A 19687-nucleotide genomic window follows, 5' to 3' on the forward strand; every position below is an offset into this window, starting at 1 on the left:
GGCTGAGCGCAATCGTGAGCCTTCTTGGCCCACAAGTCAACTAACAACACAAATTTCATCTGGTGAAATGCTAGATGGCCAGGCCCCGCACCGCGTTGCGCATGTCGGTGACAGCGGTCTGCATTTTCTCCAGGTGGACGGCCTGCGCCGCCCCGACATAGTTCGGCGTCAGCCCGCCGGACGAGATCGCGCCAAGCAGCCGGCCGTCGTCATCCAGCAGCGGCACCGCCATGGCCGAGATCCCCTCGACGATCTCGTCATGCTTGACGATGAACCCCTTTTCGCGGGCGCGGGCGATCTCGGCGCGCAGCGTCTTTTCCTCTCCGGCCTCGAGCTTGAGCGGGCCGGACAGGATTCGCTCCTGCTCCTCTTCTGACATGTGTGCAAGCAGCACGCGCGGCCCGGTGCCCCGGTCGAACGAGCGGATTTCCCCCACGGCCCACCAGCGCACCTCGATCGCCTGCCCGCCGTTGTGACAGGCCTGGCAGAGCGCGACGTCGCCCTCGACCGTCGACAGGTAGATCGTGGTTTGCGTGTCTTTCGCCAGCTGAAGCAGCCGGTCATCCACTAGGTTGATCAAGGTCAGTGATTCGGGCACCGCCCGGGCCAGTTCCAGAAGCCCCGCCGACGCGCTGTAGAGCCCGGACGCAGGATCCTGGAACACCAGCCCCTCGTCCCTCAGCGTCACGAGAATGCGGCGGGTCGTGCCCGCGTCGAGCCCCGTCTCGCGCACGATTTCATTGAGCGCCCGGTGGGGATGCGCCCGCGAGAACGCCCTCAGGATCGCAACCGCGCGAGAGATGGATCTCACCCGCGGAAGGGTTGCGCCATGCTGCCCTCGCAACTTTACCGCGTCATTTGCCATTTTGCTCCCCTTTTCACCTGATGAAATATAAATTGACTGTTGACACAACGCAATCCTCTCGTGCGATATTCGGCACGACTGGCCGCATCGGCCTGAACAGGGAGGAATATCCATGAAACACATGATCAGGGGGCTTGTCGCCCCCGCACTCGTATCGGCAGGGCTCGTCACCGCGGCCCTGACCACGGCCGCAGAGGCGCAGACCCGCGAATTGCGATTCGCGGAATTCGGCCCGAATGCCGGCGCCCGGGCGGGCGGCCTCGTCTGGCTCGACGAGGAACTGCGCAAGCGCACCGATGGCGAGCTTGGCCTCGACATCATCTGGGGCGGCGCCCTTGTCGGCGCGTCCGGCGCGGCACAGGCCATCTCCGACGGCGTGGCCGACATGGGCTCGATCGTTCCGGTCTACGCCCCGGGCGAGCTTGTGGTCTACGAGGTCGTCGACACCGGCGAGATCGCCGACGAGTATGCAGGGATGATGGCCGCCTACGAGCTGATGACGACGCATCCCGACGCGCTGAAGGAAGCCGAGGATTTCAACGTCAAGTACTTCGGCAACTACACCACCGGCCCGACCCAGCTTCTGACGCGTGACAAGGCGGTCCGCAGCCTCGAGGATCTCGAGGGCCTCACGATCCGCACCACCGGCGCCCACGTGCCGGCGCTCGAAGCCTATGGCGCGGCCACCGTGTCGATGTCGCAGCCCAAGGTCTACGAGGCGCTGTCGAACGGCTCGGTCGACGGCTCGACCACCTATTACTACGTGGTCAACGGCTACAAGCAGTACGAGGTCGCCGACTACATGACCGAAACCGGGCTCGGCCAAACGCTGGGCTTCGGGATCATCATGAACAAGCAGACCTTCGAAAGCCTGTCGCCCGAGCACCAGGAAATCGTCGAGGAGCTTGGCCGCGACTTCACGCTGGAGATGGCGGAAATCATGGCCAACTCGCGCATCGAAACCAAGGCCAAGCTAGCCGAGGGCATCGACGGCAAGAAGGTCGAGATGATCGACGCCCCGGAAGAGATGCGCCAGGCGCTGATCGAGGAAGCCCTGAAGGACAACGTCAACTGGGTCGAGAAGGCGAACGCCAAGGGGCTCGAGGGCGAGACGATCTCGCAGGACTGGCTCGCGCTGGCCGAGAAGTACCGCAAGGAAGTCGAAGAAAACGGCTATCCCTGGGACTGATCCCGCTCCTCTAACGGCACATGGCGCCGGGCACTCGATCGAACGGGTGCCCGGCGTTTTTGAAATCCCTTCCCTCTCCGCACAGCTTTAAGGTGTCGCACCCATGACTTCCGTAGGCACGAGCGTCCGCAAGGCCCAGTCGTTGCTAGAAACCCTTGCCATGATCCTTGCGGGGATCGTCCTGCTGACGATGGGCCTGATCATCGTCGCCTCGATCCTTGGCAAGCTCCTGTTCCTCAGGCCCATTCCCGACGACCTGCTGATGGTGGGTCTTCTGAACGTGGCGGTGATCGTCCTGCCGCTGGCCTACGTGGAACGGATGCGCGGCCATATCACCGTGACCGTCACCACCGATTGGCTGGGCACGCGCGCACTGGGGGCGCTGCGGGTGTTCGGCGCGCTGGCAATGGCGGTGTTCTTCGGCGGAATCGGCATCATGGTGGCCGGGCGCATGCCGAGCGAGATTGCCAAGGGCGCCTATTACGACGGTGTGCTGCAAGTGCCGACATGGCCGATGAAAGCGGTGTTCGGCGCCGCCATCCTGCTGTTCGTCGCCCGCCTTGTCCTGAGCATGATCGACGGCGTCCATACCATCGTCACCGGTCGGGATGACGCCCCCACCGAAACCACCAACGAAGAGGTCTGACCCATGGATCCGCTTATGGTCGGCCTTGTCGCGCTTGGCATCACCATCCTGCTTCTGGCCATCCGCGTGCCCATCGCGGCCGCGCTCGGCATTTCCGCCTCGGTCGGCGTGTTCATCATCTTCTCGTGGCGCCCCGGGGCCGAGTTCATGCCGGAATACGCCTGGCGCCCCACCCTGTCGCTGATCGCGAACGGGCCCTACGACTTCCTCAAGAGCTACAGCCTTGCCACCGTGCCGCTATTCGTGCTGATGGGGCACCTGGCCTACGAGGCCGGGTTCACCACGGATGTCTACCGCGCCGCACGCCTTTGGCTCGCGAAGCTGCCGGGCGGCGTGGCGATGGCCTCGGTCGTCGGTTGCGGCGGGTTCTCGGCGATCACCGGCTCGTCGGTGGCCTGCGCGGCGGCGATGGGGCGCATCGCGATCCCGGAAATGCTGAAATTCGGCTACTCCAAGCCGCTCGCCACCGGGTCGGTCGCCATCGGCGGCACGCTGGGCTCGCTGATCCCGCCCTCGATCCTGTTCATCCTTTACGGCGTCTTCGCCGAGCAATCCATCGCCCGCCTGTTCATGGCGGCGATCGTGCCCGGCCTCCTGTCGCTGCTGGCCTACCTGATGGTGATCTTCCTGTGGGCCAAGCTCAAACCCTCCGCCGCGCCGCGCCCCGAAGAAACCATCTCGGCCCGCGACCGCTGGCAGAGCCTCGGGAACTGCTGGTCCATCGTGGCGCTGTTCGTCGTGGTGATCGGCGGCATCTACGCCGGTTTCTTCACCCCGTCCGAAGCCGCCGGCGTCGGCGCCATCTCGGCGCTGGTCCTCGGCCTCGTCCTCGGCCGGCTGAACTTCAAACGCATCGTCTCGGCCCTGCGGGAAAGCGTGTTCCAGTCATCGATGATCTTCGCCATCGCCGTGGCGGGCAAGATCTACGTCAGCTTCATCGCCCTCACCGGCCTCTCGGGCGCCATCGGCGACTGGATCGCCGCGTCGGAGGTGTCGATGGTGGCGGTGCTGCTGCTGATCGTGCTGTTCTACCTCGTGCTGGGTATGTTCCTCGACCCGATCGGGATCATCCTGCTGACCCTGCCGCTCACCATTCCGATCGTCAGCGGCTACGACCTGTCGCTGATCTGGTTCGGCGTGCTGGTGATCAAGCTGCTGGAAATCGGGCTGGTGACGCCACCCATCGGGCTGAACGTCTTCGTGATCAAGTCGATCCTGGGCGACAAGGTGCGGCTGGAATCGATCTTCGCGGGGATTTCGCTGTTCCTGATCGCCGAAGTCGTCGTGCTGGCGCTGATTGCCGCGATACCGGCGATATCGCTATGGCTGCCCTCGGTGCTCATGTAAACCTTGGCCGGCCGGCTTTCCGATGGAAACCGGCCGGCAAGATCACTGGTCGCTGCCGGATTTGAGCAGCTCCTTCGCGCGGCCCACGGTCACGTCGCCCAGCGCCGCAAGCTCGCCCGCCACCCGGTCAACCTCCATTCCGGTCGCCCCGGCAAGGATCGCGATGTTGCGCGCGTGGAGCGTCATGTGCCCCTTCTGGATCCCCTCGGTCGCCAGCGCCCGCAGCGCGGCCATGTTCTGCGCCAGCCCGACTGCCGCCGTGACCTCTGCCAGCTCGCCGGCCGAGCCAACATCCATCAGCTTGATCGCGGCCTGCGCCGAGGGGTGCGTCTTGGTCGCGCCGCCAACCAGCCCGAGCGCAAGTGGAAGCTCGATCGAGCCGACCAGCTTGCCGGAGGTCGCAACCTCCCACCGCGTCAGCGAGGAATACCGCCCCGAGCGCGCGGCATAGCTGTGGGCGCCGGCCTCGATCGCCCGCCAGTCGTTGCCGGTGGCCACGACGACCGGGTCGATACCGTTCATGATGCCCTTGTTGTGGGTCGCCGCGCGGTACGGGTCGATGATAGCCAGCGCACAGGCCTCCTCGATGCCGCGCGCCACATCGGTGCCCTTCAGCGTCGCCGTATCCAGCACCGCCGGGTCCAGTTCGACCTTGGCCCGCACCAGCCGGAGGTCGGCAAGGTTGGACAGGATCCGAAGTCGCACCGTGCCCCCCGCAATCGCCTCGACATCGGGCGCCAGCGCCTCGGCCATGGTGTTGACCGTGTTGGCCCCCATGGCGTCGCGCACGTCGACGAGGATATGCATGACGACCATCGGCCCGACCGGCGTCGACTCGAAGACATGCACTTCCACATCCCGGCATCCGCCGCCAAGCTCGACCAGCACGGGGTCGCGGGTGTTGGCCTTGTCGATCAGCCGCTGCTTCTCCTCGAGAAGCCGCTGGCGTGCGCCGAACGGGTCGGAGATCCGCAAGACCTGGATCTGCGCGCGCATGATCGGCCGGTCCGACGCGGCGGTAAACCCGCCCTGCCCCCGCGCGATCTTGGCCATGTAGGACGCCGCCGCGACGACCGAAGGCTCTTCGACGGCCATGGGAACGAGGTAATCCTTGCCGTTGACGACGAAATTCGTCGCCACCCCCATGGGCAACTCGAACTTGCCGACGACATTCTCGATCATCCCGTTGGCAAGTTGGATCGGCAGGATGTCGGCGCCCGACAATATGCGCTCATCCTCCTGGTTGAGACCGGTGGCCCGGCAAATCGCGCTCCGGCGTTCTGCGGGTTCCATGTTGCGCATTCCGTCGACGCGGGAACGCCCCTTGGCGGTGCTGGCGGGTTCGTCCATCAAATCCTCCCCTTTGCTTTCTGATACGGGAAGTGGTAGCGCGCCTTAAGGGACAGTTGGATCGCACACAACCAATGTGTACCAGTGGATTTACTGGGACACTTGAGGGAGGACACGATGAACAAGGTCGAGCGGATCGTCGACGATCTCAGCCGGGAGATCCTCTCCGGCGCCCTGCCGCCGGGGCGGCGGCTGCCGTCCATCCGGCGCGCGGCGGAAGATTTCGACGTGTCCAAGAACACCATCGTGGAAGCCTATGACCGGTTGAACGCCCAGGGGCTTCTTCACGCCGTGCACGGCTCCGGCTTCTACGTCGCCGACCATGACGAGGACCGCGAAGACACCGGCCACCAGCCCCAGCACGTGGTCGAGGCCTTCGACCGGGTCTCCCTCCTGTCGGCCCAGCTGAGCCAGGATCTGCCGGTGCGCGTCGGCGATGGCCGCCCGCCCTATTCGTGGATGCAGGATGCCCTGCCGCAAAAACTGACCGGCAACTTTCTCCGGCGATTCGAAGGCGACCAGACCGCCTATGGCAATGAGTTCGGCAACCAGCAACTGCGCGAAGTCATCGCCCAGAAATACCGCCGCGACGGGATGCCGGTCGCGACCGACCAGGTCGTGACAACCTTCGGCGCGAACAACGCGCTCGACCTGATCATCCGCCGATACCTCGAGCCCGGCGATACCGTCCTGGTCGACGATCCGGGCTATTACCCGTTGTTTGCAAAGCTGAAATTCTCGAAAATCGACATGGTGGGCGTGCCCCGCACCCCCAACGGCCCCGATGTCGACTGCCTGCGTGACCTTGCCAAGCGCGTTAAACCCAAGCTGTTCTTCACTCAGTCCCGCTGCCAGAACCCGACCGGCTCTTCGATGAACCTGCCCACCGCCCACGAGGTTCTTCAGATCGCCGTGCAGTTCGGCATCATGATCGTCGACAACGAGCCCTTCGTCGATCTGCCCGGTCAGGACGGTTACCGCCTTGCCGGGCTCGACCAGTTCAAGCAGGTCATCGCGGTCTCGACCTATTCGAAGCTCCTCTCCGCCAGCTTCCGGGTCGGCTACCTGATCGGCCCGCCGCAGATCGCCAAGGACCTGGCCGAGCTCAAGCTCATCACCTCGGTCAACAGCTCCCGTTTCTCGGAGATGCTGATCGCCGACATGATCTCGAACCGGCGCTACCAGCGTCACCTGCGGAAGATGGCCACGCGGCTTCAGCAGCAAAGGCTCGAGTTCAACACCCGTCTGGCCGACCTCGGGCTGTCGGTGTCCGATCCGAACGGGGGCGGATACTATGCCTTCCTGACGCTGCCCGCCTCGGCGGACGAGGCGCAAGTGGCCAGACAGGCCATCGCGAAAGGCATTTTCATGGCGCCCGGAAAGTTCTTTCGGGTGGATGAACAGGTTCACACTCCCGCTTTCCGGATCAACATGACGCGCGTAGACAATCCACGGTTTTACAGTTTCCTGGCCCATCTGAGCGCCGAGATGGGCGCAAAACCGTGAAACATGCAATAACCGTCAATTGCAAAAGTTATATTTTTTCATTATAATTCAAATAATTATACGAATATCGAGCGCGTGCGCACACCCGGGAGACGCGCACACCCGTCTCACCACGCAAGGAAAGTGTACGAAAAAATTTAAAGGTACAATATGGCCACGTAGGGGCGGAGTGTACCTGTATCGCTGGCCCTCTACGCCATACGACGAAACCAAGGGGAGGAAAGAATGGCTGATCACGACGGAGTTGCGCCTGATCCGGCAACACGGCAGACAGGCCCGCTGAGCGGAATAACCGTGCTCGACATCACGCGTGTCGTCGCCGGCCCGTATTGCTCGAAACTTCTGGCAGACCTGGGCGCCACGGTCATCAAGGTGGAAAACCCGTCAGACCCCGATTACGCGCGCACCTTCCCGCCCTTCGCCGGCGACACGAAGACAAGCGCGTTCTTCGCCCAGTACAATCACAACAAGAAGGGCATCACGCTCGATCTCAAGTCCGCGGAGGGGCGCGACCTTCTCCGTGCCCTCGTGCGCAAGGTCGACGTGCTGGTCGAGAACTTCCGCCCCGGCACGATGGACAAGCTCGGCGTGGGCTACGACGTGCTGGCGACGGAGAACCCGGCCCTCGTCTACACCGCCATCAGCGGCTTCGGCCGCACCGGCCCCAACGCCTCGCGCCCGGCCTTCGACAATTCCGGCCAGGCCGCCGGCGGCCTGTGGTCGATGAACGGCTATGCCGACCGGCCGCCCGTGCGCGTCGGCACCATCATCGGCGACCTTTCCGCCTCGCTCTACGCCGCCTTCGGCACCCTCGCCGCCCTGCGCGAGGCCGAACGCACCGGCCGGGGCCAGGTGGTCGACATATCCCAGCAGGATTCGATCCTCAGCCTGACCGAGAACGCCGTCATCCGCTACACGCTGGAAAACGATCTCGCCGCGCCGATGGGCAATGATCACCCCTTCGTGCGACCCTATGGCCAGTACCCCTGCAAGGACGGCTACGTGTTCTTCGGCGGCTATACCGACAAGTTCTGGGCCATCACCTGCGAGATGTTCGGCGAGCCCGGGATCGCCAGCGACCCCGCCATCGACACGATGGAAAAACGCTTCGACAAGGACACCTACGAGACCCGCGTGCGCCCGATCATCGAGACCTGGTTCAGCCGCCACACCAAGGCCGAGCTCGAGGAAATGGCAGGCGACCGCATCCCGCTCAGCGCCATCAAGACCATCGGCGAAGTCGTGGAAGACCCGCACATCGCCGAGCGCAAGATGATCATCGACGTGCCCGTCGACAGCGACATGGTGCGCATGTTCGGCAACCCCGTTCACCTGTCGGCCTACACAAGCGACACGGCGGCCCCCGCCCCTCTCGTGGGGGCCGACAACGAGGAGGTCTATGCCGCCCTTGCCGGCGTCGACGCCGGGGAGATCGCGAAGCTCAAGTCGAAAGGGGTGATCTGACGTGACCGTGCGCTACGACACCAGCGGACCCGTCGCGCAGATCACGCTCGACCGGCCGGACAAGCTGAACGCCATGACACTCGCGATGTACGACGAGCTGGGCGAGGCCTATTGCACCGCGCGCGATGACACGTCCGTGCGCGCGATCGTCCTGACCGGCGCCGGCGACCGGGCCTTTTCCGTGGGCGCCGACCTGACGGAATCGATCCCCGCCCTTGCCGAAGGCCGGTTCGACATCAGCGCCTGGGACCCGGCCCATGCCAAGGGCATCGGCCTGTGGAAACCCGTGGTCTGCGCCATCCGCGGCCTCTGCATCGGCGGCGGGTTCGAGTTCATGCTGTCCACCGACATCCGGGTCGCCGGCGAGAATGCCAGCTTCCAGCTTCCCGAGCCGCGCCACGGCATCGTGCCGGCCGGGGGCACGCTGGTGCGGCTGGTGCGCCAGGCGTCCTACGCCCACGCGATGCAGATCATGCTGATGGCCGACAAGCTTTCCGCCGCCGACCTGCACCGGATGGGCATCGTCAACGAGGTCGTGCCCGACGACCAGGTGCTGCCCCGCGCGCTCGAAATCGCGGAGGGGCTGGCGGACCTGGGCTCCGTCGCGCTCGAAACCATCAAGGAGGCGGCCCTGACCCTTCAGGCCGCCCCCCTCGAAACCGCCTTCTCGCGCGAGGCCGTTCTGGGCCAGCGCGCCTTCACGAGCGACGAGGCAAAACAGGGGCTCGCCCGGTTCGCCGCGCGCTCCGGAAACAGGGAGGCGCAGGAATGACAACGCCCAACCAATCGGCATCGAACCGGCGCGGGTTCGGCCTCGGGAACATCGCGGTCACGCAGGAACTGGTGGTCGCCGTCGCCGCGGCGATCATGTTCCTCGTGTTCTCCGCCACGCTCGACAACTTCCTGTCCTCGGCCAACCTCATCACCCTTGTCCGCAACGTCTCGGTCCTGGGCATGATGAGCCTCGGCATGGCGCTTGTCGTCATCGGGCGGGGGGTCGACCTGTCGCTCGTGGCAATCATGGCGGTGTCGATGACGCTCGCCATCGTGCTGGCCAATGGCGGGTGGTCCTTCGGGCTGGCGCTGGCCGCCGGCCTCGCCTTCTCGATCGCCATCGGCGCCGTCACCGGCTTCCTGGTGGCCTATGTCGAGATCCCGTCGATCTTCGCGACACTGGCCATCGCCGCCATCGTCTACGGGCTCGGGCGCGGCGGCATCGCCGATCTCGACGTGAACAACCTGCCGCCCGGCGTCGACTGGTTCATCTTCCTCGGCCGGGGCAGCCTTCTCGGCATTCCCGTCTCCATCTGGCTGTTCGCGGCAACGGCACTCCTGCTGCACCTGTTCCTGCGCAAGACGGGCTTCGGCCGTTTCGTCTACGCGATCGGCGACAACATCGAAACCGCCCGCATCACCGGCATTTCGGTGCGCCCGGTCCTGATGCTGAAATACATGCTTGCCGCCTTCACCGCCTTCATGGCCGGCGCCGTCACCGCCGCCTCGGTGGCCAGCATGAACATGCGGATCGTCAACTCGACGATGATCTACGACGTGCTGCTCGTGGTGGTCCTTGGCGGTATCGGCCTGACCGGCGGGCGCGGCGGCATCCGCAACGTGCTGGTCGGCACCGTGCTGATCGGCCTGCTGCTGAACGCCATGACCATCCTCGACATCTCCTACACCGTGCAGAACCTGATCAAGAGCGCCGTGCTTCTGGCCGCGCTCGTCGTCGAGGCGCTGCTCAATCCACGCGACGAACAGACATCGCAACAAGGCGACATCTGAAGAACAAGTCATCAAAGGGAGGAAAAGAAATGAAACTGTTCAAGAACATGCTGGCCCTGACGGCCGCATCGGTGATCGGCGCCACGACGGTGACGGCACAGGAAGGGATGGTCGACGAATTGCGCGAACCCGTCCTCGAGAAATTCAAGGACAAGAAAGTCGTCTTCGTGCCGATGTCGATGAGCTTCGACCTGCCCGAAGGCTGGGCCGCCGTCATGCAGAACGCGGCAGAGCTTCGGGGCTACCAGTTCGACATCCGCGACGCGAACTGGAGCACCGACACGGGCACCCGCGCCATCACCCAGGCCATCCTCGAAGAGCCGGACATCATCGTCGTCCAGAACTTCGACGTGACCTCCTACGCCCGCACGCTCAAGCGCGCCGAAGACAAGGGCATCCACGTGGTTCAGGTCAACATGCGCTCGACCTACCCCACCGACGCCTTCGTCGGCGCCGACTGGCACGGCATGGGCGAATACGCCGCCAACCGCATGGTCGAGGTCTGCGGCACCAGCCAGGGCAAGAGCGGCAAGATCGCCCTGGTCCAGGGCCCGGCGACCGCCGCGGCCAGCGTCTACCAGCTCAACGCCATCACCTCCGTGCTGAACGAGACGGACGAGATCGAGATCGTCTCCAGCCAGACCGGCGACTGGGACCAGTCCAAGGCCCGTGCCATCACCCAGACCGTCATCCAGCAGAACCCCGACCTCTGCGGCGTCATCGGCTTCTGGGACGCGATGGATACCGGCACCGGCGCCGCCATCGCGGAATCCGGCAAGGACATCTACCTGATCACCTCGGGCGGCGGCAACCAGACGGCCTGCCAGGGTCTCGAGAACGGCACTTTCGACGAGGTGATCTCCTACGACGTGCCGGGCCAGGGCCGCGACCTCAACAACGTCATCAGCATGCTTCTGCAAAGCGAGGGTGAAGCCGGGAATTTCGAGTTCGCGCTCTACACGCCGAACAAGATCATCACGCCCGACACGATGAACGAGACAAGCTGCTGGACGCTCGACCAACTGCGCGACGGCGGCTGAACGCCCCCCCGTCCGACATGACCGCGCGGTGACGGCTGCCTTACAGGCCGTCACCGCCTCCTGCCCGATACCGCCGATTACCAAAGGAGAGAACGCGTGGAAAAGATAGAGCGTCTCTACTACGCCTACTTCCCCGAAAAACTTCTGGGCGAGGTGCTCACCAAGCGGTGGAGCGACAACTTCATCCCGATCCTTGCCGCGATCCTCGTCATCGGCTTCTTCTTCCTGCGCGACCCGGGCTTCTTCTCGGTCGGCAGCGTCGTCGAAACCTCGCGCCAGCTGTCCGAGTTCGCCATCGTCGTCGTGGCGATGGGCATCGTCCTCCTGGCCGGGGGGCTCGACCTGTCGATCGGCAGCGTCTTCGCGCTGGCCAACATCGTCGCGCTGATCTGCATGAACCTGCTCGAATGGTCGGTCGGCGCGGCCTTCCTGGCCACGCTCGGCATCGGCGCGGTCTGCGGTGCGGTCAACGGCTTCCTCATCGGCTACCTGCGCATCCGCGCCTTCCTGACGACGCTCGTCACGCTCATCATCATCCGCTCGATCGTCGATATCATCCTGCTCAAATACGCCGTGCCGATCTCCTCGGCCTTTCCGGATGCCGAGTTCTGGTACTTCATCGGCGAGGGGCTTCTCTTCGGCCTGCCCTTCTCGTTCCTCGTGGCCGCGGTGATCATCGCCTTCTGGCACATCGTGCTGACGCGGATGAAGTTCGGCTGGCACATCACCGCCGTCGGCGGCGCGCGGCGCTCGGCCTACAATGCCGGGCTCAACGTCAAGCGCATCGTCTTCCTCACCTATGTCTGCTCCAGCGTGATGACCGCCACCGCCGGCTTCTTCTTCGCCGCGCGGCTGGGCAGCGCAGGCTCGGATACGGGCGTCGGCCTCGAGATCACCGCGCTCACCGCCGCGGTCCTGGGCGGCAACAGCCTGGGCGGCGGCCGCGGCTCGGTCGCGAAATCGGTCTTCGGCGCGCTCGTCGTGCTGATCCTCACCGACAGCCTCGTCCGCATCGGGGTCAGCGGCGGCGTCAGCTCCACGATCCTCGGGCTGCTGCTTCTGGCGGTGGTGGCGATCGACGTGCGCTGGCTCAAGAACCGGCACAAGATCCTCAACAAGGTCTATGTCTCGCCCACCTATTTCAAGCTGCCGGACATGCCCGAAACCGCGAAAGGCACCGACAGCCCCTATGCCATCAATGACCGGCTCCGCGAAGTGTCGCTGATCGGCAAGGGCCAGATCGAGGGGCCGGAGGACGTCATCTTCGACCGGCACGACAACCTCTACTGCCCCAACCGGCACGGCGATATCGTCCGGTTCAAGGCGCCCGACTACTCGGAATGGGAGATCTTCTCGCATATCGGCGGCCACCCGCTCGGCATGGCGTTCGACAAGCACGACAACCTCAATGTCTGCGTGGGCGGCATGGGCCTCTACCGTGTCTCGCCCGACGGCACGCCCGAGAAACTCACCGACGAGACCAACCGCACCCTCTTCTCGGTGATCGACGATTCCCGCCTGAAACTGGCCGACGATCTCGATATCGCGCCCGACGGCCGGGTCTTCTTCTCCGAAGCCACGATCCGCTACGACATGCAGGACTGGCCGCAGGACGCGCTGGAAAGCCGGGGCAACGGCCGGCTCATCTGCTACGACCCGAACACCGGCTCGACCCATACCGTGCTGCGCAACCTGCAATTCCCCAACGGCGTCTGCATGACGGGCGACGGCGAATCCTTCCTCTTCGCCGAAACCTGGGGCTGCCGGATCAACCGCTACTGGTTCGACGGCAAGAAGAAGGGCCAGTGCGAAACCGTGATCCCCGACCTGCCCGGCTATCCCGACAACATCAACAAGGCCTCCGACGGCACCTTCTGGCTGGCCCTTGTCGGCATGCGCTCGCCCGCTCTCGACGTGGCCCTGTCGATGCCGGGGATGCGCAAGCGCATGGCCAAGCGGGTCGCGCGCGATGAATGGCTCTTCCCCAACATCAACACCGGCTGCGTGCTGCGCTTCGACATCGACGGCAACGTCATCGAGTCGATGTGGGATCTGGGCGGCGTCAATCACCCGATGGTCACCTCCATGCGCGAGCACAAGGGCTACCTCTACCTCGGCGGCCTCTACAACGACCGGATCGGCCGGCTGAAGCTCGCCAACGCCGATCCCGACTGGACATCGCAAGACGACTACTGGGGGAAATCATCATGAGCCTCATGCGCCCCATCAAACAGGGCCTCGCCCGCGTACTGGGCGGCGGCGGCGGCGACTATTCCGTCACCGTGCCGGTCATGGACGGCCCCTTGAAACCCAATGACGTGATCGAGGCCACCGGCCGGATCGCCCACATCCCCGGCGGCGCCAACATCGCCGAGATCGACGGCACGCTCGTGGCCTCGCGCGGCCCCGACCTGCTGACCGTGAGCGCATCGGGCGAGGCCGCACCGCGTGGCACGTATGACGCCGACATCACCGCCCTCGCGGTCTCGGATAGGGGCGCCATCGCCCTGGGTCTCTCCGGCCGGGGCGTCGTGATCGAAAACCCCGACGGAACACGGCGCCATGTCGACAGCGCCGGCGACCGCGCCCTCACCTGCGTGACCGCCCTCGCCTTCCTGCCGGACGGCGCGCTGGCCATCACCAACGGCTCGGCCGAGTTCGCGCCCGAAGCCTGGTTTCACGACCTGATGCACCACGGCGCATCCGGCGTCGTCGCCGTTCTCGACCCCGGCGCCGACACCGCCACGCTCGTCGCGACCGGCCTGCGCTATCCCAGCGGCATCTGCCCGATCGACGGCTCCGCCGACCGGCTGGCCGTCAGCGAAGCCTGGCGCCACCGCCTTGTCGAGATCAGCCGCACCGGCCGCAAGGTCGTCGGCGACTTGACCGAGGAACTGCCGCTCTACCCCTCCCGCATCGTGCCGCTGCGCGATGGCGGCTACGCGCTCTGCAACCTGTCGGTCCGCTCGCAGCTGATCGAATTCGTCCTGCGCGAGCGCCGCTACCTCAGGCGCATGATCCGCGATGTGCCGCCCGAATTCTGGATCGCCCCCGCCCTGTCCAGCAAGCACAGCTTCAAGGAGCCGTTGCAGGCCGGCGGCGTCATCCGCCTCGGCATTCACAAGCCCTGGGCGCCCACCCGCTCCTACGGGGCCATCGTCGGCCTGACGCCCGACTTCCACCCGGCCTGGAGCGCACACAGCCGCGCCGATGGCCACCGCCACGGCGTTACCTCGCTCGTCCAGACGTCGCAGGGCCTTGTCGCGCTGGCGCAGGGCAACGGCGACCTCTTCGCGATCAGCGAGACGGGCGCCCCGCTGGCACAGGCAGAAGACACAGCGAAGGACGCATCATGACCCCGCTCGTCGAACTCAGGAACGCCACCAAGGATTTCCGCGGCATCAAGGCCTTCTCCGATGTCAACTTCTCGCTCATGCCCGGCGAGATCCACGCCGTGCTGGGCGAGAACGGCGCCGGCAAATCGACCCTCACCAAGGTCATGGCCGGCGTCCACACCCTAAGCGAGGGCGAGCTTCTGATCGACGGCAAGCCCGAGCGCCTCGAGACCCCCTCGGCGGCGCTCGCCAAGGGCATCGCCATGGTCTACCAGGAAAACAGCCTCGTGCCGTCGATGACCGTGGCCCAGAACATCTATCTCGGCCACGAGAAAACCTTCAACCGGCTGCGCGGCATCTACATCGCGGCCCAGCAATTCCTGCAATCGCTGTCCTTCCATGTCGACCCCACGGCGCTGGTCTCCTCCCTCGGGGCCGCGCAGAAACAGATGGTGGAAATCGCCCGCGCCGTGCACCAGCAGGCCCGCGTCATCATCTTCGACGAGCCGACCGCCTCGCTCACGCCGGAAGAAAAGAGGTATTTCTTCCAGCTCATCCGCAATCTCAAGAAGAACGGCGTGACGATCATCTTCATCTCCCACGCGCTCGAGGAAGCGCTGGAACTGGCCGACACGATCACCGTCCTGCGCGACGGCGAGCTGGTCGCCTCGCAGCCCGCGTCCAGCCTCGACCGCAACGGCATCATCCGCCTGATGGTCGGCCGCGAACTCTCGGGCGAAATCTACGCGGACACCACCGAGACGCGCAAGATCCGCCCCCTCGGCCGCAAGATCCTCTCGGTCGAGAACCTGTCGATGGGCGGCCTCGTGCGGAACAGCTCGTTCTCGGTCTACGAGGGGCAGGTCACCGGCATGTTCGGCCTCGTCGGCTCGGGCCGGACCGAGATGATGAAGGTCGTCGCCGGCGTCATCAAGCGCGACTTCTTCCATGGCGGCCAGGTCAGGCTCTTCGGCCGGCCGATCCGCTACCGCGTGCCCGCCCCCGCCATCCGCGACGGCATCGTCTACGTCACCGAGGAACGCAAGCAGGAAGGCTTCTTCGAGACGATGAGCATCGCCGAGAACATCCATATCGGCCAGGTCGTCAAGAACCGCGGCGGCGGCTTCCAGGTCATGTCGATGAACAGCGCCCGCGAAGCCGCGGACACGTGGCGCAACCGGCTGAACATCCGCGCCATCAACCCCGATGCCAAGGTGATCGAGCTGTCGGGGGGCAACCAGCAGAAGGTCGTGATCGCCAAGGCCCTGATCCAGAAACCCAGGCTGGTGATCTTCGACGAACCGACCCGCGGCGTCGACGTGGGCGCCATCGCCGAGATCCACGCATTCATCAAGCAACTGGCCGATGACGGGATCGGCGTCGTCGTGATTTCCTCCTACCTGCCCGAGGTCCTCGCCATATCCGACCGCATCCTGATCGCCCGCCAGGGCAAGATCGTCGAGGAGATGGAGGCCGGCACGGCGACCGAGGAAAGCATCATGTACGCCGCCGTCCACTAAGCCCGGCTCGGCCCCTCACGCCTCCGCCGTCTCGCGGCAGGGGGCCGGCCGGTAGTCGAGATAGGTTTGCCGCGTCGCGATATGGTCGGCGATGAACTTCGCGTCGTGCCACACGCCCCAGATGAACGACGATCCCCGCCGCGACAGCCACGGCAGGCCCACGAAGTAGACGCCCGGCTCCGGCGAGACCCCGCGCTGATGGCGCGGCTTGCCGCCTGTGTCGAAGGCGTCGACATCCAGCCAGCCGTAATCCAGCGTGAACCCTGTGGCCCAGATGATCGAGGTGATCCCGGCCTCGGCAAGGTCAAGCTCGCAGATCGGGTCGGTCACGCAATCCGGGTCCGGCCCGATCTCCCTTGCCGCGGGCTCTTCCGGCAGGTCCAGCCCGTTGCGCGCGACATAGGCATCCGCCTCGTCCAGCACCGACAGGTAGTTGCGGTCGCCATGATCGATATTCCCCGCAAGATCCGCCGCGAAGCGCAGCTTGCCGCCCTCGCACGCCTCCGTCCGGCCCACCAGCACCATGCCGCGCGCCGCCAGCCTGCGGAAATCCACCGTCTGCCCGCCATTGGCGCCGCTCACGGCAATCGTCACGTGCTCGGTCCCCGGCCCCGGCGTGGACAGGTCCCACTTGCCCAGCACGCCCAGCCACCAGGTGAAATCCCGCCCTCGGTAGCTGCGCGGCGGGCGGTCATGCGGACCGACCGAAAGGTAGGTCTTGCGCCCCGCGCTCAGCAGCTCGTCGGCGATCTGCGACCCCGACGACCCGGCCCCCACGACCAGAACCGCCCCCTCGGGCAGCTGCTCCGGGTTGCGATAGGCGGTGGAATGCATCTGCACCACCCCCGCCTCCTCCGGCACGATCTGCGGGATCACCGGCCGCTGGAACGGCCCCGTCGCCGCCACCACGTTCTGCGCCTCGATCACGCCGGCCGAGGTCTCCACCCGAAACCCCGGCCGCCCGTCATTGCGCCGGACATGCGTCACCTCGACCCCGCAGCGCACCGGCGCGCCAATCATCTTCGCGTAGTCCACGAAGTAATCCGCCACCTCCTCCTTGCCCGGAAAGGCATCCGGCGCCGACGCGCTGAACTCCATGCCGGGAAACCGGTCATGCCAGGCCGGCCCGTTCGCCACCAGCGAATCCCACCGCTCCGAGCGCCAGCGCTCGGCGATCCGGTGCCGTTCCAGCACGATATGGTCGATACCGTTCTTCGCCAGGTGCTCGCTCATCGCGATCCCGGCCTGCCCGCCGCCCACGACGAGCGTATTGGTTGTCTCGGGGGTCATCTCTGCGTCCTGTTCCATGTCTCGTTGACTGCGTCCTGCGCTTGAGATTAGGCCAGCGCCCTGCCTGCAAAAACCATGATCTCTCTAACCCTTGCTTGGGATAAGCCTAACACCGCCCCTTAGCTTGCGCCTAAGCCGCGATGAGGCATAGCGTGCTTTTGCAACGGCGCCCCGCGTGACAGGATCGCGCCACCGCCCGGACGCACGTAAATCGGAGAGACCCATGGCCCATACCCGCATCCGCAAGTTCAACACCAAGGACACCTACCCCGAGCAGAAGCTCGACAACGATCTCTGCCAGGCCGTGGTGACGGAAGGCGGCCGGATCGTCTGGCTGCGCGGGCAATGCCCCCAGAACCTCGACGACGCGAAGAACATCGACAGCCACGACCCGGTCGAGCAGACCCACAAGGTGATGCAGAACATCCAGCAGTTGATCGAGGAGGCCGGCGGGCGGATGGAACACCTCGTCAAGGTCGTCGTCTACATTACCGATGTCCGCCACCGCGAGGCCGTCTACCGCACCATGGGTGAATACATCAAAGGCGTGCATCCCGTCTCGACCGGGCTGGTGGTGCAGGCGCTGGCGCGGCCCGAATGGCTGGTGGAAATCGACGGCACCGCCGTGATCCCGCAGGGGGACGCATGACCTTTTCCCTCGTCGCCCGCTGCGCCGAGACGGGCATGTTCGGCGTCGCCATCTCCTCCTCCTCCCCCGCCGTCGCCGCGCGCTGTTCCTATGCCCGGGCCGGCGTGGGCGCCGTCGCCTCGCAGAACGTCACCGACCCAACCCTCGGCCCGCTGGCACTCGACCTGATGGAAGAAGGCCTCAGCGCGGCCGACGCCATCGCCGAGGTGCAGAAACGCGGCCGGTTCATCGAGTACCGGCAGGTCCTGGCGGTCGATGCGCAGGGCGGCACCGCCATCCATTCCGGCCCCAATTCCCTCGGTATCTGGACACAGGCACAAGGAACCGACGTCGCCTCGGGCGGCAACCTCTTGGCCAATGACGGCGTGCCCAACGCCATCGTCGAAGGCTTCGAGACCGCCACCGGCCACTTGGGCGACCGGCTGATCGCCGCCATGCGCGCCGGCCTCGCGGCAGGGGGCGAGGCCGGGCCGGTGCATTCCGCCGGCATGATGCTGGTCGACCGCGTGCCATGGCCGGTCGCCGACCTGCGCTGCGACTGGACCGAGGATTGCCCCGTAGAGGCCATCGCCACCGCGTGGGCCGTCTACAAACCCCAGCTCGACGCCTATATCCAGCGCGCCCTCGACCCGCGCGAGGCGCCCTCCTACGGCGTGCCGGGCGACGACTGAGCCCCGGCCCCTCCCTTCCATGTACGCCCCCCATCGCTATACTCCCGCCCCAGCGGCCCGGGTGCCCCACCCCGCCCCGGCCGCCGGAGGCGCGCGCATGCTAGGATACACGCTCAGGCAACTGGAATACTTCGTGGCGGTCGGCGAAACCGGCAGCATCGCCGCGGCGTCGGAAAAGGTGAACGTCTCCTCGCCCTCCATTTCCGCCGCCATCGCCCATCTCGAAGCCGTCTTCGGCCTGCCCCTCTTCGTCCGGCAACACGCGCAGGGCCTGTCGCTGACCTCGGGCGGGCGGCGGATGCTGGAGCAGGCCCGCACCGTGCTGCGCGAGGCCGACGCGCTGATGGACCTCTCCGGCGACATCTCCGGCCTCGTGCGCGGGCCGTTGGCCGTGGGCTGCCTGCTGACCTTCGCGCAGGTCGTCCTGCCCCCTGTCCGCCGCAGCTTTCAGGATGCCTACCCCGAGGTTCGTGTCGAACAGCACGAACTGAACCAGGCCGACATCTTCAGCTTCCTCCGCCGGGCCGAGATCGACGTGGCCCTCACCTACGATCTCGACCTGCCTGCCGACCTCACCTTCGAGCCGCTGATAGAACTGCCCCCCTACGCCATCGTCGCCGAGGATCACGTGCTGGCCGACCGCAAGACCGTCGCGGTCGAAGACCTGCTGGGCCTGCCCATGGTGCTGCTCGACCTGCCGTTCAGCGCGGAATACTTCCTGTCCTTCTTCACCCGGATCGGCGCCAAGCCGGTCATCGCCGAGCGCACCCGCGACATGGCGGTGATGCGCGGGCTGGTGGCCAACGGCTTCGGCTATTCGCTGGCCAATGTCCGCCTGCCGAGCGACGTCTCACCCGACGGCAAGCCGCTGAAATTCATTCCCTTGGAGGGCGACGCCCGCCCGATGCGGCTGGGCCTGCTGATGGCCGAGGGCGCCGGCAGCGCCAGCGTGGTGCGCGCCTTCGTCGAGCATTGCAAGGCGCGCGTCACCCCCGACCACCTGCCGGGTGTGAAGATATGAGCGTCGCGA

The 19687-nt window shown here is 65.8% G+C and carries 17 protein-coding genes; 14 read left to right on the forward strand and 3 right to left on the reverse strand.

The window, feature by feature from the left end; all coding sequences use genetic code 11:
• Window positions 1-70 precede the first annotated feature (70 nt).
• The gene (locus QUV18_RS08090) at window positions 71-811 is read right to left on the reverse strand and encodes an IclR family transcriptional regulator (RefSeq protein ID WP_300893148.1); all 741 of its coding nucleotides are present in this window, start codon (window positions 809-811) and stop codon (window positions 71-73) included.
• A 166-nt stretch (window positions 812-977) separates the two neighbouring features.
• On the opposite strand from QUV18_RS08090, the gene dctP reads away from it, so the two are divergent.
• The 3 genes from dctP (at window position 978) to QUV18_RS08105 (ending at window position 4047) form a co-directional block, all read left to right on the forward strand.
• Window positions 978-2054 (forward strand): TRAP transporter substrate-binding protein DctP, encoded by a 1077-nt coding sequence (dctP, locus tag QUV18_RS08095; RefSeq protein ID WP_300893150.1) that lies wholly within the window; start codon window positions 978-980, stop codon window positions 2052-2054.
• 103 nt (window positions 2055-2157) lie between these two features.
• Entirely contained in the window at window positions 2158-2700 is a 543-nt protein-coding gene (locus QUV18_RS08100) for a TRAP transporter small permease (RefSeq protein ID WP_300893152.1), read from the forward strand.
• 3 nt (window positions 2701-2703) lie between these two features.
• A complete protein-coding gene (locus QUV18_RS08105) occupies window positions 2704-4047 on the forward strand; it encodes a TRAP transporter large permease (RefSeq protein WP_300893154.1) in 1344 nt (447 codons plus the stop codon).
• Window positions 4048-4089: 42 nt separating this feature from the next.
• On the opposite strand, the gene QUV18_RS08110 is transcribed toward QUV18_RS08105, so the two are convergent.
• Window positions 4090-5397, reverse strand: coding sequence for a hydroxymethylglutaryl-CoA reductase, degradative (locus tag QUV18_RS08110; protein ID WP_300893156.1), 1308 nt, complete (start codon window positions 5395-5397; stop codon window positions 4090-4092).
• 117 nt (window positions 5398-5514) lie between these two features.
• Between QUV18_RS08110 and QUV18_RS08115 the strand changes: the two genes are divergently transcribed.
• The 8 genes from QUV18_RS08115 (at window position 5515) to QUV18_RS08150 (ending at window position 16047) form a co-directional block, all read left to right on the forward strand.
• Window positions 5515-6903 (forward strand): PLP-dependent aminotransferase family protein, encoded by a 1389-nt coding sequence (locus QUV18_RS08115; protein ID WP_300893158.1) that lies wholly within the window; start codon window positions 5515-5517, stop codon window positions 6901-6903.
• A gap of 225 nt (window positions 6904-7128) precedes the next feature.
• On the forward strand, window positions 7129-8367 hold the full coding sequence (locus QUV18_RS08120) for a CoA transferase (RefSeq protein ID WP_300893159.1): 1239 nt from the start codon (window positions 7129-7131) through the stop codon (window positions 8365-8367).
• Between the two features lies 1 nt (window position 8368).
• On the forward strand, window positions 8369-9139 hold the full coding sequence (locus tag QUV18_RS08125) for an enoyl-CoA hydratase/isomerase family protein (protein WP_300893161.1): 771 nt from the start codon (window positions 8369-8371) through the stop codon (window positions 9137-9139).
• Window positions 9136-10152 (forward strand): ABC transporter permease, encoded by a 1017-nt coding sequence (locus QUV18_RS08130; protein WP_300893163.1) that lies wholly within the window; start codon window positions 9136-9138, stop codon window positions 10150-10152. Before QUV18_RS08125 ends, QUV18_RS08130 begins: the two co-directional genes overlap by 4 nt.
• A 29-nt stretch (window positions 10153-10181) precedes the next feature.
• Window positions 10182-11192: a sugar ABC transporter substrate-binding protein gene (locus tag QUV18_RS08135; protein ID WP_300893164.1), complete on the forward strand. Its 1011-nt coding sequence runs from the start codon at window positions 10182-10184 to the stop codon at window positions 11190-11192.
• Window positions 11193-11288: 96 nt separating this feature from the next.
• The gene (locus tag QUV18_RS08140) at window positions 11289-13403 is read left to right on the forward strand and encodes an SMP-30/gluconolactonase/LRE family protein (RefSeq protein WP_300893166.1); all 2115 of its coding nucleotides are present in this window, start codon (window positions 11289-11291) and stop codon (window positions 13401-13403) included.
• Window positions 13400-14548, forward strand: coding sequence for a hypothetical protein (locus tag QUV18_RS08145; RefSeq protein WP_300893167.1), 1149 nt, complete (start codon window positions 13400-13402; stop codon window positions 14546-14548). The genes QUV18_RS08140 and QUV18_RS08145 overlap by 4 nt, the downstream gene beginning before the upstream one ends.
• The gene (locus QUV18_RS08150; protein ID WP_300893168.1) at window positions 14545-16047 is read left to right on the forward strand and encodes a sugar ABC transporter ATP-binding protein; all 1503 of its coding nucleotides are present in this window, start codon (window positions 14545-14547) and stop codon (window positions 16045-16047) included. Before QUV18_RS08145 ends, QUV18_RS08150 begins: the two co-directional genes overlap by 4 nt.
• A 15-nt stretch (window positions 16048-16062) precedes the next feature.
• On the opposite strand, the gene QUV18_RS08155 is transcribed toward QUV18_RS08150, so the two are convergent.
• Entirely contained in the window at window positions 16063-17337 is a 1275-nt protein-coding gene (locus tag QUV18_RS08155; protein ID WP_300893170.1) for an NAD(P)/FAD-dependent oxidoreductase, read from the reverse strand.
• Between the two features lie 223 nt (window positions 17338-17560).
• Between QUV18_RS08155 and QUV18_RS08160 the strand changes: the two genes are divergently transcribed.
• The 3 genes from QUV18_RS08160 (at window position 17561) to QUV18_RS08170 (ending at window position 19678) form a co-directional block, all read left to right on the forward strand.
• A complete protein-coding gene (locus QUV18_RS08160) occupies window positions 17561-17986 on the forward strand; it encodes a RidA family protein (RefSeq protein WP_300893172.1) in 426 nt (141 codons plus the stop codon).
• Window positions 17983-18657: a DUF1028 domain-containing protein gene (locus QUV18_RS08165; RefSeq protein WP_300893174.1), complete on the forward strand. Its 675-nt coding sequence runs from the start codon at window positions 17983-17985 to the stop codon at window positions 18655-18657. The genes QUV18_RS08160 and QUV18_RS08165 overlap by 4 nt, the downstream gene beginning before the upstream one ends.
• A 97-nt stretch (window positions 18658-18754) precedes the next feature.
• Window positions 18755-19678 carry a LysR family transcriptional regulator gene (locus QUV18_RS08170; RefSeq protein ID WP_300893175.1) on the forward strand — a complete coding sequence of 308 codons (924 nt, stop codon included), beginning with the start codon at window positions 18755-18757 and terminating at the stop codon, window positions 19676-19678.
• The last annotated feature ends 9 nt before the right edge of the window (window positions 19679-19687 follow it).

The sequence above is a fragment of the Roseovarius sp. genome (genome assembly GCF_030373445.1).
GTDB lineage: Bacteria > Pseudomonadota > Alphaproteobacteria > Rhodobacterales > Rhodobacteraceae > Roseovarius.

Coding starts and splice junctions, on each gene's coding strand:
- dctP (WP_300893150.1), top strand. CDS start 978: ATGAAACACATGATCAGGGGGCTTGTCGCCCCCGCACTCGTATCGGCA.
- QUV18_RS08100 (WP_300893152.1), top strand. CDS start 2,158: ATGACTTCCGTAGGCACGAGCGTCCGCAAGGCCCAGTCGTTGCTAGAA.
- QUV18_RS08105 (WP_300893154.1), top strand. CDS start 2,704: ATGGATCCGCTTATGGTCGGCCTTGTCGCGCTTGGCATCACCATCCTG.
- QUV18_RS08110 (WP_300893156.1), bottom strand. CDS start 5,397: ATGGACGAACCCGCCAGCACCGCCAAGGGGCGTTCCCGCGTCGACGGA.
- QUV18_RS08115 (WP_300893158.1), top strand. CDS start 5,515: ATGAACAAGGTCGAGCGGATCGTCGACGATCTCAGCCGGGAGATCCTC.
- QUV18_RS08120 (WP_300893159.1), top strand. CDS start 7,129: ATGGCTGATCACGACGGAGTTGCGCCTGATCCGGCAACACGGCAGACA.
- QUV18_RS08130 (WP_300893163.1), top strand. CDS start 9,136: ATGACAACGCCCAACCAATCGGCATCGAACCGGCGCGGGTTCGGCCTC.
- QUV18_RS08135 (WP_300893164.1), top strand. CDS start 10,182: ATGAAACTGTTCAAGAACATGCTGGCCCTGACGGCCGCATCGGTGATC.
- QUV18_RS08145 (WP_300893167.1), top strand. CDS start 13,400: ATGAGCCTCATGCGCCCCATCAAACAGGGCCTCGCCCGCGTACTGGGC.
- QUV18_RS08150 (WP_300893168.1), top strand. CDS start 14,545: ATGACCCCGCTCGTCGAACTCAGGAACGCCACCAAGGATTTCCGCGGC.
- QUV18_RS08155 (WP_300893170.1), bottom strand. CDS start 17,337: ATGACCCCCGAGACAACCAATACGCTCGTCGTGGGCGGCGGGCAGGCC.
- QUV18_RS08160 (WP_300893172.1), top strand. CDS start 17,561: ATGGCCCATACCCGCATCCGCAAGTTCAACACCAAGGACACCTACCCC.
- QUV18_RS08165 (WP_300893174.1), top strand. CDS start 17,983: ATGACCTTTTCCCTCGTCGCCCGCTGCGCCGAGACGGGCATGTTCGGC.
- QUV18_RS08170 (WP_300893175.1), top strand. CDS start 18,755: ATGCTAGGATACACGCTCAGGCAACTGGAATACTTCGTGGCGGTCGGC.